Source organism: Candidatus Binatus sp. (genome assembly GCF_030646925.1).
Classification (GTDB): domain Bacteria; phylum Desulfobacterota; class Binatia; order Binatales; family Binataceae; genus Binatus.
Genome location: NZ_JAUSKL010000046.1, coordinates 68,252 through 82,890, shown reverse-complemented (window position 1 = coordinate 82,890; position 14,639 = coordinate 68,252). Strand labels below are relative to the sequence as shown.

Annotated in this window: 14 protein-coding genes; 6 read left to right on the top strand and 8 right to left on the bottom strand. The window is 59.8% G+C overall.

The window, feature by feature from the left end; all coding sequences use genetic code 11:
- Positions 1 to 112 precede the first annotated feature (112 nt).
- Both rfaD and Q7S58_RS07765 read left to right on the top strand, forming a co-directional pair.
- A complete protein-coding gene (gene rfaD, locus Q7S58_RS07770; RefSeq protein WP_304823022.1) occupies positions 113 to 1,060 on the top strand; it encodes an ADP-glyceromanno-heptose 6-epimerase in 948 nt (315 codons plus the stop codon).
- 84 nt (positions 1,061 to 1,144) lie between these two features.
- Positions 1,145 to 1,768 (top strand): MSMEG_1061 family FMN-dependent PPOX-type flavoprotein, encoded by a 624-nt coding sequence (locus tag Q7S58_RS07765; protein WP_304823019.1) that lies wholly within the window; start codon positions 1,145 to 1,147, stop codon positions 1,766 to 1,768.
- 19 nt (positions 1,769 to 1,787) lie between these two features.
- Here the strand turns inward: Q7S58_RS07765 and Q7S58_RS07760 are convergent, their stop codons facing one another.
- Positions 1,788 to 2,258: a response regulator gene (locus Q7S58_RS07760; RefSeq protein WP_304823016.1), complete on the bottom strand. Its 471-nt coding sequence runs from the start codon at positions 2,256 to 2,258 to the stop codon at positions 1,788 to 1,790.
- 445 nt (positions 2,259 to 2,703) lie between these two features.
- Here Q7S58_RS07760 and Q7S58_RS07755 point away from each other — a divergent pair, with 445 nt between their 5' ends.
- Positions 2,704 to 3,342, top strand: a complete 639-nt coding sequence (locus tag Q7S58_RS07755; protein ID WP_304823013.1) for a CBS domain-containing protein — start codon at positions 2,704 to 2,706, stop codon at positions 3,340 to 3,342.
- 17 nt (positions 3,343 to 3,359) lie between these two features.
- Here the strand turns inward: Q7S58_RS07755 and Q7S58_RS07750 are convergent, their stop codons facing one another.
- The 3 genes from Q7S58_RS07750 to Q7S58_RS07740 form a co-directional block, all read right to left on the bottom strand.
- Positions 3,360 to 4,133 carry an acetoacetate decarboxylase family protein gene (locus Q7S58_RS07750; RefSeq protein WP_304823010.1) on the bottom strand — a complete coding sequence of 258 codons (774 nt, stop codon included), beginning with the start codon at positions 4,131 to 4,133 and terminating at the stop codon, positions 3,360 to 3,362.
- Between the two features lie 70 nt (positions 4,134 to 4,203).
- Positions 4,204 to 5,250, bottom strand: a complete 1,047-nt coding sequence (locus Q7S58_RS07745; RefSeq protein ID WP_304823007.1) for an LLM class flavin-dependent oxidoreductase — start codon at positions 5,248 to 5,250, stop codon at positions 4,204 to 4,206.
- A gap of 7 nt (positions 5,251 to 5,257) precedes the next feature.
- Positions 5,258 to 6,370 carry an acyl-CoA dehydrogenase family protein gene (locus Q7S58_RS07740; protein ID WP_304823004.1) on the bottom strand — a complete coding sequence of 371 codons (1,113 nt, stop codon included), beginning with the start codon at positions 6,368 to 6,370 and terminating at the stop codon, positions 5,258 to 5,260.
- Between the two features lie 304 nt (positions 6,371 to 6,674).
- Between Q7S58_RS07740 and Q7S58_RS07735 the strand changes: the two genes are divergently transcribed.
- The 3 genes from Q7S58_RS07735 to Q7S58_RS07725 all read left to right on the top strand — a co-directional run bounded on the left by Q7S58_RS07735 (position 6,675) and on the right by Q7S58_RS07725 (position 8,938).
- The gene (locus tag Q7S58_RS07735) at positions 6,675 to 7,607 is read left to right on the top strand and encodes an IS1595 family transposase (protein WP_304823001.1); all 933 of its coding nucleotides are present in this window, start codon (positions 6,675 to 6,677) and stop codon (positions 7,605 to 7,607) included.
- A 229-nt stretch (positions 7,608 to 7,836) separates the two neighbouring features.
- A complete protein-coding gene (locus Q7S58_RS07730) occupies positions 7,837 to 8,508 on the top strand; it encodes a DUF433 domain-containing protein (protein ID WP_304822998.1) in 672 nt (223 codons plus the stop codon).
- 19 nt (positions 8,509 to 8,527) lie between these two features.
- Positions 8,528 to 8,938 carry a hypothetical protein gene (locus Q7S58_RS07725; RefSeq protein ID WP_304822995.1) on the top strand — a complete coding sequence of 137 codons (411 nt, stop codon included), beginning with the start codon at positions 8,528 to 8,530 and terminating at the stop codon, positions 8,936 to 8,938.
- A gap of 15 nt (positions 8,939 to 8,953) precedes the next feature.
- Here Q7S58_RS07725 and Q7S58_RS07720 read toward each other — a convergent pair whose 3' ends face one another.
- From Q7S58_RS07720 to Q7S58_RS07705, 4 genes are all read right to left on the bottom strand, one after another.
- Positions 8,954 to 9,640, bottom strand: a complete 687-nt coding sequence (locus tag Q7S58_RS07720) for a hypothetical protein (RefSeq protein ID WP_304822992.1) — start codon at positions 9,638 to 9,640, stop codon at positions 8,954 to 8,956.
- A gap of 421 nt (positions 9,641 to 10,061) precedes the next feature.
- The gene (locus Q7S58_RS07715) at positions 10,062 to 11,894 is read right to left on the bottom strand and encodes an OPT family oligopeptide transporter (RefSeq protein ID WP_304822987.1); all 1,833 of its coding nucleotides are present in this window, start codon (positions 11,892 to 11,894) and stop codon (positions 10,062 to 10,064) included.
- Positions 11,895 to 11,932: 38 nt separating this feature from the next.
- Positions 11,933 to 13,447 carry a M20/M25/M40 family metallo-hydrolase gene (locus Q7S58_RS07710; RefSeq protein WP_304822983.1) on the bottom strand — a complete coding sequence of 505 codons (1,515 nt, stop codon included), beginning with the start codon at positions 13,445 to 13,447 and terminating at the stop codon, positions 11,933 to 11,935.
- 1 nt (position 13,448) lies between these two features.
- Positions 13,449 to 14,633: a dihydrolipoamide acetyltransferase family protein gene (locus tag Q7S58_RS07705; protein ID WP_304822980.1), complete on the bottom strand. Its 1,185-nt coding sequence runs from the start codon at positions 14,631 to 14,633 to the stop codon at positions 13,449 to 13,451.
- Positions 14,634 to 14,639 lie beyond the last annotated feature (6 nt).

Below are 14,639 nucleotides of genomic sequence, written 5' to 3'. Positions count from 1 at the left end.
TGCGCGGCTCGAATTCGCCCCCGCTTGCGCCTGATGATCGCGACGCCGAGCAACCGTTACAATGAGCGCGACCGTGCAACTGTATGAAAGCTGTCCGTAAGGTGGGCTCAACATGATCGTCGTCACTGGCGGCGCCGGCTTCATCGGCAGCAATCTGATCGAATCGCTCAATCAGGACGGCATTTTCGACGTGATGGTCGTCGATCGTCTCGGCGAAAATTTCCGCAACCTTTGCGATTTGACCTTCGCCGATTTCATGCCGCCCGACGATTTCATTCGCGCGATTGAAGTCAATCGCGGCGCGCTCCCTGAAAAAATCGACGCCATCTTTCACCAGGGCGCCTGCGCCGACACCACTTGCGACGACGGCGCCTACATGATGGAAAACAACTTCACGTTTTCCAAAGCAGTTCTCCATTTTGCGCTCTCGCGCAAAATTCCGTTCGTCTATGCGTCGAGCGCCGCAGTCTATGGCGCGAGCAACAATTTTGCACCGTCCCGCGAAAACGAACGTCCCCTCAACCTCTACGCGCTGTCGAAACTCGCCTTCGACAATCACGTCCGCGCCATTATCGACACCATCCAAACCACCGTCGTGGGTCTCCGCTATTTCAACGTTTATGGACCTCGCGAAGCTCACAAGCACAAGATGGCTTCGATGCCGTATCAACTATATCGGCAGCTCAAGCAGACCGGCCGCGCGCGCCTGTTCAAGGGCGCCGACGGCTACAGGGACGGCGACCAGCGCCGCGATTTTGTTTTCGTCGGCGACGTCGTGCGGGTGAACCGCGCCCTGGCAAGCGGCCCGCCTCTCCGCGGGATCTTCAACGTCGGTACCGGCAAGGCGCGCGCCTTCAACGACGTCGCCAACCTTCTCATTCGCCAAATCGGCGCCGGCGCGATAGATTATGTCCCGTTTCCCGAGAGCCTCGCGGGTCGCTACCAGAGTTTTACCGAGGCCGATCTGACCGGCCTGCGAAATGCCGGATACGATGCGGCTTTCACGAATCTGGAAGACGGCATCGCAAGCTCGGTGGCGGCCTGGAATCGCGAAGACTGACTATAGTATATTGCGCAACTGACTAATCGCACTGAGTAATCGACCGACTAATCGGAATCCTACGCGCATCCGGAGGACTGACTAATGGAAAACGGCAACCACCGTATCGAAACGTTCGAACAGTTGCGCTCTCTAATCGGCGAACCGCATCCCCTCGTGCAGAAAAAGGTCTTCCGCGCGCTCGACCAGACCGCGATCGGCTTCATCAAGCGCTCGCCCTTCATCGTGCTCAGCACCGCCGACGCCGCCGGCAATCAGGACAGTTCGCCGAAAGGCGACGGCCCCGGCTTCGTCCTCGTCGAAAACGAGCGCACCCTGCTGATTCCCGAGCGCAAGGGCAACAAGCTGATGTTCGGCCTCGGCAACATTCTGCAGAATCCGCGCGTCGGGATCATTTTCCTCGTCCCCGGCGCCAACGAGACGTTGCGCGTCAACGGCGCCGCCGAACTCACCCACGATCCCAGTTTGCTCGAGCGGATGGCGGCGCGCGGCGGCCCTGCCCTGCTCGCGATTCGCGTCACCGTCGATGAATGCTTCTTCCACTGCGCCAAGGCTTTCCTGCGCTCCCAGCTATGGAAGCCCGAGACCTGGCCCGCGCGCGAGGCGATCTCTTTTGGCAAGATGCTCGCCGCCACCGTCGGCGGCGACGACGGCATGGCCGCCCAGATCGACAAGTCGATCGAGCACGACTACAAGACGAATCTCTAGCATCGAGCAGTCACCGCCGCTATTGCCGGTAGGTTCGATCGAGTGGGCGATGCGAGATTGGCAACGCGCCGACGCGCACCAGTTCATCGCGCAACTTCGCACGCGAGAGCGGCTTGCACAGCACCGCGGAAGCTCCCAGTTCGTAGCTTTCGGCGATGTCGCGATCGAAGAGCGAGCTGGTGATGACGAACATCGGCACTGACGCGAGCGCTTCATTCGAGCGCGTCGCTTGCAGCACCGAGAAGCCGCCGTTGTCCGGCAGGCGAAGGTCGATGAGAAACAGGTCAGGTCGATCGAGTTCGGTAAACTGGGTGATCATCTCGAGTGCTTCGTCGGCGTTTTGCGCATGAACGATCTCGATATCGTCGCCCAGCACTTGCCTAACGACTGTTAGTGCGATGAAAACGTGATCGGGATTGTCTTCAACCAGGAAAATCCGCACCGCCGGAGTTATCGGCGGCTGGTTTTCCCCCTTGCCAGTGTCACTCATTTTGTAAAAGCCCGCAACGAAAGGACTGTTCCTGATACCATTTGCGCGGCGTTTTGGCCAGCGCCAACCCGCACTTCCTGAACCACATCTCGCATCTCCAAGACACGTGCCATCAGGCGCAAACTGTCCTATGAGCCGCGACGAATCTACAAAGCACGTTTGACGCTGCGCTGAACGCTAATGACGCTACTTAAGTTGCTTGATGCGGCCCTAAGAGGCCACGACGAAGCTAGATAGGTGATTCGTTAGCAGCGGTAGGTTCTTTTCGTACGCGCAGTTAGCGCGCAATTAATTTTTGTTGCGATCCTGCTACGATGTCGCGCGGCGTGTGTCACGGTGGCACATCTCATTTTTCGACTGCGGCGCATCAGGCAAGATCGTTCAGCTACAAAAATCCACCAACTCTCAGCAAAGGTCCGCAATGCCCCGACTCCTCGAGACCTTCTTGAATTCCAGGCTCCTTAGTCATCGGCTGTTCCGCAAATACAGCGCCCTCGTTCATGAGGATCTTGCCGCCACTTACTCGCGCGACATCCAGAAGTGGCTACTGGTTGCGCCTGTAATAGGTGTCGTCACCGGATTGATGATCACTGCGATCGCAGTGATGGTCCTCGACGTAATCTGGGCTGCGGTCCTTCCTTACTACCTCGCGCATCACTGGGCTATTGCGGTGGGACTCGTCGCCGGCTTCGTGTTGACTGGACTTATCATGCAGTTCTGCACCGCCGATCCGAACGAACACTCGACCGAGGAAATCGTTCGCGCGTATCACAACCATCAGGGCTACATCGACGTGCATTCCTTCTGGTGGAAGTCGCTCGCGCTGGTGAGCGGCGTCGCGCCCGAAAAATGGGATCAGGCCACGGTCGCTGAACTGGCCGATCGAAATCCAACTTGCGTAACCGCCGACAGCGGCCTCGGCGAAGCGCTCAGACTGTTGGTGCGCGAGCACGGGACGCAAATGATCCTGGTGACTGAAGACCACGGCCGGCTCGAGGGGATCGTCACCAAGACCGACATTCTGCGCGCAGTCAACATCGCGGACGCACGCGCGCAGCCGCCGCCGAAGTCGGACGCAAAGTGATCGCTGCGCGCCGCGAATCAGATCGCGCTGTAGTCGTCGATATTCTGAAAGGCGTACGGCAGAAAGCGTTTCGCGTCCACCGTGCCGATCCGTTTCGCGTTCGCGTAGATGTCGCCTTCCAGGTACACCGCGCCGCGAAATTCCAGGATCTCAAGTTCCGTCAGCGGATCGTGATGCGATGCCTTGAAGATCGCCTTGCCCTCGCCGCGTTTCAGCGCGCGCAGCTGGGTCTCGAAATGCGCGTGCACGATCACCGGATCGAACTCGAGTCCGCGGCCATCAGCGGCATGCATAAACTTGAAATGAAAACGATCGCTCATCGCCGGCCCATTGATCGGTACGTCTTCGGTGAGCCGCGCCTCGACCGAAAGATACGAGATGCCGTGACGCTCGACGGTGCCGCGCACCACGTCGCCGTCGCGCTCGAGGCGCACGCGCCCCTGCTTCTTCGGCTCGCCGAACAACTCGCGCCCGAAAATGATCGCGACGTCGGTGGACATCGGCATCGCGAGGCAATAGTTCGCCTCGATACCGTTGTACTTCGCGCGCACATCGACCCATCCGCCGGCGAACGCGCCGACACAGTTCGAACTGCCGAACGTGCCGACTCCAACCGACACTAACGGTTCGCCCACGGGCTCGAGCGGCGGCGGCAGCACCGCGCGCACGATCTCCGGGCGCGTGAGATAAGTGACGGTGAGCGTGCGGCCCTCGAGGAACGCCGGCTTGGCGAGGACGTCTTCGATCTTGCGGATTTCTTCGGGCGATTTCACCCAGCTATTCGATGCCATCACAAACCTCCCACCGCGGCCAGAATCTGTTCTGGTCGTAGCACCGTGACGGCGTCGCCGCCAAGCCTCACTACTGAAATTTCGGCATCACTCGGTCGGCGAACAGGCGCATCGCATCGATCACGTTCTGATGACCGCTAAGCCCGCCGGTCTCAAACCAGCAGACCAGGCGCGAGAACTTGAATCGCTCTTTCAACTCGGCGATCCGATCGATGCAATATTCCGCGTCGCCGAAAATCCCCATCATCGAATCGACGGTCGGATAGTCGATATTCTTGAGCCGCTCGCGCATGGCCAGAAATGCCGCCTGATGCTCCGCCGATGGACTCTCCGGCTCGATGATCTCGCTGACGACGTCGAAGTAGTTGCGGAGACTCGGCTCGATCGTCGCGCGGACGTGGGCCTTGTCGCGGCCGACGAACACCATCAGCGCGGCGGCGAGCCAATCGTCGGGGCGCTTGTGGCCCGCATCTGCAAGTGCGCGATTGTAAATTTCGAGGCGTTCGCCGAGCACCGGAATCGGATTGACCGGACCACCAGCGAAAATCGGATAAGCGTGAGCGCCTGCGAACGTGAAAGTCTCAACGCTGTTGGCGGCGAGCCGAATCGGCGGATGCGGCCGCTGAATCGGCTTCGGCACGACTTCGAGATTGTCGGCGTGGAAATGTTTCACGTGAAACGTGAGCCGCCGCTGGGTCCAAGCCGCCTTGATAATTTCGAGCCCTTCCTCGAACAACTCGCGGCTGTTCGCCATCTCGACGCCATAGCCGCGATAGTTCAGCGCGAATGCGCCGCGACCGGCGCCAAACTCGACGCGTCCGCCGGAAAGGACATCGAGCGTCGCGATTTCCTCGGCGAGTCGCAGCGGATGATGCAGCGGCATCAGGTTCACCGCCATCCCGAGGCGGAGTCGAGTGGTGCGCTCGGCGATCGCCGCGAGAATCATCAGCGGCGTCGGCATCGCAGAGAATCGCGGCGCGAAATGAACCTCGGCCAGCCACACCGTGTCGAAACCGAGGCGATCGGCCTCGGCCGACTCCGCGATCAGTTCGCGATAACGCTGCGCCGTGTTCTGGGTCGCGGCTTCGGGCAATTGATAGAAGATGTCGAATTTCATGATGCACTCAGTAGCCGCCGAGGCTGGCGACGCGTTCGCGATGATAGGCCGGCGAGCCGAAGTACGACTCGTTGAAGCGCGCGCGCTTGAACCAGAGATGCATGTCGTGCTCCCAGGTAAAGCCGATTCCGCCATGCATCAGCACCGCGCGATCGCTGGCGCGGCTGTACACTTCAGAGAGGCGCGCCTTGGCCATCGCGGCGAAGCGCGAGGCGTTGGCGGCGCCCGAATCGAGCGCATACGCGGCGTACCACAGCAGCGAGCGCGCAGGTTCGAGGTCGGCGACGATTTCAGCCGCGGCATGCTTCAGCGCCTGGAACGATCCGATCGGCTTGCCGAATTGCTCGCGCACTTTCGAGTAATCGACCGCCATCTCGAGCGCGCGTTCGGTACCGCCGAGCGAATCGGCGGCGATCGCGACTGAGGCCACGTCGAGCAGATGCGCGAACGATGTGGTGCTGTCCTCGAGCATCACCGCCGTCGCGCAATTCATCTCGACGACCGAGACGCGGCGCGTCATATCGAGGTTTTTGAGCAGGCGGGTCTTGACGCCGTTGTCCCTGGTCTCGATCAAAAAGAGGCGCAGGTCGTGACTGCCGGTTCCGGCCCGCGCCGCGACGATGATGAAGTCCGCGACGTTGGCATACGGCGCGAGCATCTTGCTGCCGTTCAGGAGCCAGCCCTCGCCCTCCTTGCTCGCGAGCGTCCAGATATCCGCGGGATCGACGCTGCCGGCGCCCTCGACAATCGCGACCGTGCCGACCGCTTTGCCTTCCGCGATCGCAGGCAGCCACTTCGCCTTGAGCTCGTCGGATTTGCTGTTGATGAGCGCGCTCGCGGCGAGGACCGAGGAAAAAAGAAACGGCCCCGGCATCGCGGCGTAGCCGGCTTCTTCGAGCAGCATCGCCATGTCGAGCATCCCGAGTCCTGCGCCACCGTATCGCTCCGGGATGATCAAGCCGTTCCATCCGAGCTTCGCGATTTGGGCGTAGAGGTCGCGCGGGTAGCCGTCGTCGCTCGCCATGATTTTGCGGACCACAGTGGTGGCGCACTCGCCGCTCAGGAATGAGCGCGCGCTGTCCTTGAGTTGAAGCTGTTCTTCGCTGAGTCCGAAATCCATTGGATAGCACCTGCCGGTTCGAGTTGATTCGCGCGCTAGTCGGCGGAAGTCGCTTCAAGATAGTGCGTCGATGACAGCTTCGCAAAGGTTTTTCAGCCGTCTCGTGCGCTCCGGTGTCGCGCATCGATTCTGCTGAGTATCGACGCATCCGGGCTGAACGCGTCTGCTCATTCGCGGACGTTCGCATTAAACGTTTCACGTGAAACATTCTGAGTGGTTTCGACGTTTCACGTGAAACGCCCATTTGGTTGGGGATTATCCGGCACTTGACACGCTCACCGAAAAGCGCTAAATTTCATTCATTATGAACAAGCGCAATCAACCACCGAAGCCGCTGACCGTAAAGCCTCGATACACGCTGGCTCAGACGATGAGCCATTTCTCGACCGAAGATGCGTGCAAGGCCTATCTCCGTGATCTACGCTGGCCTTCTGGCGTACGTTGCCCGCGCTGCCAGAATGAAAACGTTCACGCGGTCAAGGCGGAGCAATGGCGCTGGCAGTGCCGCAAGTGCAACAAGAACGGATACCGATTCAGCGTGATCACCGGAACGATTTTCGAGAATACGAAATATCCGCTCGTGACGTGGTTTCAAGTCGGCTATCTCATGTGCCAGTCCAAGAAGGGAATGAGCGCTCTACAGATTCACCGGCAGATCGGAAGCGGCTCGTATGAGACGGCGTGGTATATGTGCACGCGCATCCGCGCTGCGATGAAAAACGAGACGTTCGATCAGCTAATCGGCGAAGTGGAAGCCGACGAAACTTGGATCGGTGGCAAGAACAAAAACCAGCACGCGAACAAGCGCATGTACGGCAAGGGCGAGGGCGGCCAGTACAAAGACAAGACGATGGTAATCGGCGCGATCTCGCGGAAAGGCAACGTGGTCTGCCAGATGATCGAGGAAGCCGGATTCAACACTCTGCAAAACTTCGTCAAAGAAGCCGTGTCGCAAAAGGTCACGTTGATCTCGACGGATGAGAATTCCGGATACCGGCAACTGACTCGCGCTGGATACCCACATCAGACCGTCAATCACAGCAAGCAGGAATACGTTGTCGGCGCGATTCATACGAACACGATAGAGCGCTTCTGGTCGCTTCTGAAGCGCGGAATCGTCGGCTCGTACCACAAGGTCAGCAAGAATTATCTGCCGCTGTACTTGAACGAATTTGCCTTCCGGTACAATCATCGCGAGAATCCGGACATTTTCCGCGCATTGCTTTCACGCGTGTAGCCGTCCGCCTGCGCCTTCGGTAAAGTGGCGACGTGGGCAAATCACTCAGCATGTCATCCGGCGGCCTCGACTTCGAGCGACTCATGAAGCTCCTGGTATCGACGCCAAAAGAAAAAAGTGAGAAGCAGAAACCGAGACGGCGCTCAAAAAAGAAGGCCGACGAACAACGAACGGGCGGCTCTTGACAGCCATGCTAACATCGGGCTAGCAACACTGGACGTACGCATAAATGTTGCCTTACGAATCTAACGATCCGCTGTTTGATGCACCTGCGTACAGCCTGGCCAGCGCTGCTCGATACCTGCGCATTCAGCCGGGAACACTACGCGAGTGGTGTATCGCTAAACGCGATTTGCCTGCGCTGATTCTCACCGCGAATGTTCAGCCCTTAGAACTGTCGTTTGCGAATCTCTTAGAATGCCATGTAATACGGGCGCTGCGAGAACGCCTGTCTCTGGAGAGCGTTCGCAACGGAATAGTCACTGCCAAAAGCATGTACGACACCATTCATCCTTTGCTCGACCCGCGCGCAAGGACTGATGGCGCATCTTTATTATTCCAAACGAGTGACGAACATGAATTGGTAGACGTATCGCACGGCGGGCAGGTCGTAATGCGGCCCATCGTTTCGATGTTTTTGCAACGCATCAGTTGGGATGACACCAAGTTATTTCCTTTTGTGAAAGACGCATCTCCAGATGAACCAAAAATAGTTTCCATAGGGCTACGGATTGCTTCTGGAAGGTCTGTCATCGATGGCACCGGAATATCAACTGCTATTATTGCTTCTCGATTTTCAGCACGAGAGCACCCGCTAGTCTTAGCCAAAGAATACGGGCTTACCGAGGAGCAGGTCTACGAAGCAATCAGATGGGAACGTCCCTACGGGGCAGCTGCGTAGATACCGCTCGACCTTCTTCTTGGACGAAGACCTCTGCCGATGCGCAGAGATAATTTCCCTTTTCGAGAAATTGGACATTGCCCATCGGAATCACCTCGACTACTTAAAGCGGGGAACGCTGGATGTCGCCTGGATGCCCCTTCCCGGCAAAAATAGTTGGGCAGTCTTAACCAAAGACAAAGCGCAGATGCTAATTCCATTGGAACTGGAAAACATTATCAAGCACGAGCTGGGACGGTTTGCGTTCTCATCGGGCAATTTCACCGGTGCCGAAATGGCGAAGATGCTCGAAAAACACTTGCGCAGTATGGATAATATTATGCGAGGCGAATATCGGCCCTTCTGTTATACAATTGGCAAGGAATCCCTGTCGCGAAGAAAAATTCAACTGCCTGCTGGCTTTGTGCCTACACGCAAAGGATGGTGGTAGTAGCCACACGACCTTTTATTCCACAAAATAGACGAAGCAATAATCGTACATTCTGAGTTCTGCCCGTTCTTCTGAGTCTGGCTGCAATCCAATTTCGGTGAGCGCGTTACGGAGATACATGCGCGCATTGCTCGCCGCCCCACTGCGGCTGCTTCGCAGCGAGACGCCTTTTGGTAGCTGCACCTCAGGACTAACGAGAGTCGGCGGACTCGTCAGTTCCCAATTGGCGTCTTTCAGGATTTCGGCGAGTTCCTTCGCGAGACGGGTGCACTTGTCGTTATTGGTATAGAGGATCTGAGCCTTGAATTTACCAAACGCCGGATCACGCGTCAGACTTTTTGCCAAAAGTGATGCATCCGGCTGAAACGATTCAGGAAGTGGAGGTTGCGGCGCTGGCCATATGATATCTCTGAACGGCCTGCGCATTTGCAGTAGGTTGCCTACCGCAAAATAAATCCACGCGATCCCCAACAACGCGAGCCAGACGTAGGCGTTCGACGCCAACGTCAAGAGCGAGGCGTGAAGTTCTGTGCTGATGTGGGGACTGATTCTTTGCCATTCCCACGCCATCAGAAAGATGATGATGCCTAAAGCTAGACTGAACATTTGGCCGCGTTTTCCACTGAGATACGTTGTGAGAGGTGGGCCAATAAACATTACTGCCACCGCCACCAGAAACCCGACAATTGCGTCGTCTGACATGGATACCCCCGCCAATGGCTTAGAGAGTTCTTCGCCAAATGGCGAGGGATTATCAGGCTATTTTCGTTTCGTGTCAACATCCGGATAATCACCATTTGGTTCAGGAGAACGAAACGCGAAGAAGAAAGGGATCCGGGATTCTTCGACTCCGGCAGCCTTCGCTCAAGATGACGGAAGGGAGCGGCGTCACTAGTGCTATATTGGGTGATCTTGCACCCTTATATGTCGGAAAGAGCTGCGCGCTTCGGCGACCCTTCGACTTCGCTCAGGGCAGGCTCTCTTCGATTAAACAACGGGCGAGGTATCGGACGGCAGCCTCCACTCGGGATGACATGGGGAGTGGCGTGCGTGGGTCCCGGCGCGCGAGGTAGGTGAAGAACCAAGAAAAACACGCGGACGAAAGATCAGCAAGGTTCGGAGTTTAGAAAATTGGGAGGTTCAGGCCGGCGGTGACCATCGCGCCGCTCGCGACGCCCATCAGCGCTTCGCCGGCGACCAGTCCGGCTGCGAGCAAAATTCCGGGACCGCTTTCGTCCGCATTTTCGGCGCCGAAAAATGCGTGAACCAGCGCACCGAGAAAAATCGTTACGCTCAGTCCGAATGGCAGATAGAGGCCGATCGCGACCGGCATGATCGGCGTGCGCCATTGCGAGCCGGCGCGTTCGAGATAGCGATCGCTAAGGCCGAGAATTGCCGCGAGCGCCGCGCCGATTGCGATAGTTCCGAGCGGCAGGCCGCCGTTGAAAACGCCCTGCGTCACCTTCGCCATCAGAAATGCCTGCGGCGCCGCGAGCGCTCCCGCGCGGGCAGTCGCGGTGCCCGCGATTCCGTAGCCGGCGATCAACAGGTTCAGAATCGGCGCCATCAAAAATGACGACGCGATCGCGCCGATCAGCACGCCGATTTCGAGCACGCGCGGAGTCGCGCCGACGTGATAGCCGGTCGCGAGATCGTGAGTCGAGTCGCCGGCCATCGCAGCCGCGGTGCATACGATCGCGCCCGACAGAATTGCGAGTTGCGGTCCGATCGTGCCGGACACGCCGATGAATTTGAGGAACAGCGCGACGGCCAGAAGTACAATCACCGTGACGCCCGACACAGGATTGTTCGACGCGCCGACGATGCCAGTCAGATAGCCGGCGATCGCGGTCGCAAAGAAGCCGATCAACGTGAGCAGAATCGCGAGCGCCGCGCTCAGCGCGATCTGCCCGCTCAGCATGAAGCAAATCGCAAAGATCACCGGGATGCAGCAAGCCACCGCAATCAGCACGGCGGACGCGGAGAGGTCGGTATCCTCGCGCGCGCGGACCACGGCTTCCTGATGAGTGCGCATCGCGCGGATGCTGTCCGCGATCGCGGCCGAGATTCGCGCGCGCAAACGCCACAGCGTGACGACGCCGCCGGTGAGCATCGCGCCGACGCCGAGATAGCGCACCTGGTTGCTCCACAGTTGCGCGGCGGTCGCGGCTGCGTCGAACGCCGCGTGCGATAGCATCACGCGTTTGGGATTGACCGCGGTCAGAAGAGGAATCGCGATCAGCCACGCAAATGCGCCGCCGGCGAAAACGAGCGTCGCGATTCGAATCCCGATTATGTAGCCCACGCCGAGCAGCGCCGCCGAAATATCGAGCGAGCCGGCGATTGCGGCGCGGCCGACGAATCGCGCGCCCGAGATCGCGCCGGGGATAAATCCGAAAATGTCCTGCGACGTTTTCAGCATCGCGGAAATCACACCGCCGATCAGCAGCGGGCGGACGTTCGACGCGGCGTTGCCGGCGCGAAGAACCTGCGCGCACGCGACGCCCTCTGGAAATGGCAGCGCTTCCTCGACGATGTAGGCGCGGCGCAGAAAAACGACCAGTAACGCGCCCATCGTCGCGCCGACGACCGAGAGCGCGGTCACCTCGACGTAGGGCAGCGTCTTGACGCCGCCCATGATGACCAGTGCGGGGAAGGTGAAGATCGCGCCGGCCGCGACGGCTTCTCCGGCGGACGCGATCGTCTGCACGAAGTTGTTCTCGAGGATCGTCGAGCCGCCTAGTATCCGCAGGATGGCCATCGAGATGACGGCCGCCGGGATGCTGGCGGAGACGGTCAATCCGGCGTACAGGCCGAGGTAGGCATTCGCAGCGCCGAGGATCAGCGCGAGCGCTACGCCAAGCGCGATTCCTCGCGCGGTGAACTCGCGCGGCGCTGCTTCGGCGCGCGCCGGATGCTCTGAAGTGGGACTCGCCACCGCGTCACTATATGACATCGCGGCGCTCGCGAAAGATGGGACCGGCGCGGACGAGGTTAGCGGCGGCCGAAGAGTTTCAGCAGCTCGACCATCCGCTGGATGCCCTCGGTCAGTTCCTTGACGCCGATTCGTTCGTTTACGCCGTGCACGCCGTGCGCTTCGGCGGTGGTGATTTCGATCGGGATAAAGCCGTAGGCGGCGATTTTCTTCTGGCGGAAGTAGTGACTGTCGGTAAAGCCGATGATCATCATCGGGACGACGCGGGCTTTGTCGCGGCGCGCGGCGAGGGTGTTGATCGCGGTCATCAGGGGCGAGCGCGTGGGCGACGAGATTGGCGGAAAATTCAGGATCACGTCCACCTTGATCGAGTCGTCGCTGATGACCGTCTTGATGTCCTTCAGGAAATTTTGCGGATCGCTGCCCGGGAGCAGGCGACAATCGACCTCGGCATAGGCGGTTTCAGAAATCACGTTGGTTTTATTGCTCGCGGAAAGCACGGTGGGCGTGATGGTATCGCGGACGTGGGCATTCTGGTTGGGCTCGGCGAGGAACTGTTTCAGATAGGCGGGATCCTTGAGCGCGGCGTTGAGATTCAGAAATTGTTTGGGGCCGCGATTGATCTCGCCGAGGGCTCGATAGTAATCGTCCACCGGACCGATCACGCGGATGGGCGTCTTGTAGTCGTCGAGCTTTTGCAGCGCACGCACCAATTTGGTGACCGCGGTCTCGGCCGGCGGATCGGAGGCGTGACCGGGCGTGCCCTGCGCGGTGAGTTTCAGCCACATCGGGGTTTTCTCGGAGACCGACACCATGTAGGTCTTGCGCCCGTCGGGCTGAGCGCGGATGCCGCCGCCTTCGTTCAGCAGCGAGTCGGCGTCGGAGAAGATGTCTTCTTGGTGATCGACAAACCATTGTGCGCCATTCTTGCCGCCCTCTTCTTCGTCGCCGGTGGCGACAAACAGGATGTCGCGATCGAGCAGGATGCCGGCGCGCTTGATCGCGAGCATCGCCATCAGTTCGACCACGCCCGGCCCCTTGTCATCGATCGCGCCGCGGCCCCAGATTTTGCCGTCCTTGATTTGGCCGGAGAACGGCGGCACTTCCCACTCCTTGGGATTCGCGGGCACGACGTCCATGTGGCTCAGCAGGATGAGCGATTTGGTATGCTTGCCGATTCCGCGCAACCGCGCGGCGACGACGCCGCGTCCGGGCTCGGGCTCCCAGGTCGTCGCGGCGATTCCGTCGGCGAGAAACTTTTCCTTGAGCATCCGCGCCGTCGCGATTTCGTTGCCGGGCGGGTTGGTGGTGTTGATCTGGATGTACTGCGAGAGCAGGTCGGTGGCTTCGCGCGTGACCTTATCCCAGTCGATTGGTTTCGGCGGCGGCGCGACTGCCGCGATACTGCGTTGCGAGGAAGGCGCTACGCTCGCGGCATCGGGCGTGGGCGCGGTCGTGACGGTCGCGGTCGGCGACGCGGCAACGGCGATCGTGGCGCAGAGGAGGATCGCGATCGATGCGATCGCAAAAGAGCAAATCGTGCGGCGGAGTCGATTGAGCCTCGCGAAGATCAATTCAGCGCTCGCCGTAGTTGAAGACTTCGATCACGGTTTGCAGGTACTCGGCCGCGGGGACGCCGTCGATCACGCGATGATCGAAGGTGAGGCTGAGCGTCATCATCGCGCGGCGCGCGATCTCGCCGCGGTAGATTGCGGGCTTCTCGATGATCCGGCCGACGCCGAGGATGCCGGCCTCGCCGATATTCAGAATCGGCGTGAACGCGTCAACGCCGTAGGTGCCTAGATTGGTGATAGTGAAGGTGCCGCCGGTCACGTCCTCAAGTTTGAGATGACCCGCGCGCGCTTTTTCGCCGAGCGCCTTGCTTTCGATCGCGATCTCGCGCAGCGACTTGCGTTCGGCGCCGGCGATTACCGGCACGATCAGGCCTTCCTCGAGCGCCACGGCCAGACCAACGTTCGCCGCCGATGCGATGGATAGCTCGTTGCCGTCGAGGCGCGTGTTCATCCGCGGATGGCGCATCAGGGCGCGCGCGACCGCGTGAATCATCAGGTCGGTGTATGAAAAATCGAAATCGCGGGTGAGGCGCGCGCGCAGTTCGGTTGCGGGTGTCACGTCCGCTTCGGTGGTGATCGTGAGTTGCGCGCTTTGCTGGAGGCTTTGATGCATCCGCTCGGCGATAATTTTGCGCATCCCGCGCAACGCGATTGGCTTATCGGATTGCGCAGGCGATGGCGCGCGAGGAGCAGGCGCAGATTTTGCGGCGCGCTCGACGTCCTCGCGCGTGATGCGTCCGCCGGGTCCGGAGCCTTCGACGCGATCGAGGTTCACGCCGAGTTCGGCGGCAAGCTTGCGCGCGATTGGACTCGCGGCGCGGCGTCCTCCGCTTGGTTCTGCCGAAGTTTGCGGCCGCGCAGATTGCGGACTCGAGTTGGTCGCGGCAGCAGGCTCGGATCGCGCCGCGGATTTTTCGTAACGCGACGCGACTTGCGCGAGATCTTCACCCTGCTCGGCGATCACCGCGACTGCGATTCCGCATTCGACGGTCTCACCGTCTTCGACCAGCGTCGCTGCGAGCGTGCCGTCGGCGGGCGCTTCGACTTCGTACAGAACTTTTTCGGTTTCGACTTCGTAGAGCGGCTCGCCTGCCTTGACCGCGTCGCCGACGGCCTTGAAGAAACGCTGAACCGTCCCCTCATGCATCGTGAGCCCAAACTTGGGCATCGTCACTTCGACCGCCACAGTGTT

Coding starts and splice junctions, on each gene's coding strand:
- Q7S58_RS07720 (WP_304822992.1), bottom strand. CDS start 9,640: ATGTCAGACGACGCAATTGTCGGGTTTCTGGTGGCGGTGGCAGTAATG.
- Q7S58_RS07765 (WP_304823019.1), top strand. CDS start 1,145: ATGGAAAACGGCAACCACCGTATCGAAACGTTCGAACAGTTGCGCTCT.
- Q7S58_RS07735 (WP_304823001.1), top strand. CDS start 6,675: ATGAACAAGCGCAATCAACCACCGAAGCCGCTGACCGTAAAGCCTCGA.
- Q7S58_RS07730 (WP_304822998.1), top strand. CDS start 7,837: ATGTTGCCTTACGAATCTAACGATCCGCTGTTTGATGCACCTGCGTAC.
- rfaD (WP_304823022.1), top strand. CDS start 113: ATGATCGTCGTCACTGGCGGCGCCGGCTTCATCGGCAGCAATCTGATC.
- Q7S58_RS07740 (WP_304823004.1), bottom strand. CDS start 6,370: ATGGATTTCGGACTCAGCGAAGAACAGCTTCAACTCAAGGACAGCGCG.
- Q7S58_RS07760 (WP_304823016.1), bottom strand. CDS start 2,258: ATGAGTGACACTGGCAAGGGGGAAAACCAGCCGCCGATAACTCCGGCG.
- Q7S58_RS07715 (WP_304822987.1), bottom strand. CDS start 11,894: ATGTCATATAGTGACGCGGTGGCGAGTCCCACTTCAGAGCATCCGGCG.
- Q7S58_RS07750 (WP_304823010.1), bottom strand. CDS start 4,133: ATGGCATCGAATAGCTGGGTGAAATCGCCCGAAGAAATCCGCAAGATC.
- Q7S58_RS07745 (WP_304823007.1), bottom strand. CDS start 5,250: ATGAAATTCGACATCTTCTATCAATTGCCCGAAGCCGCGACCCAGAAC.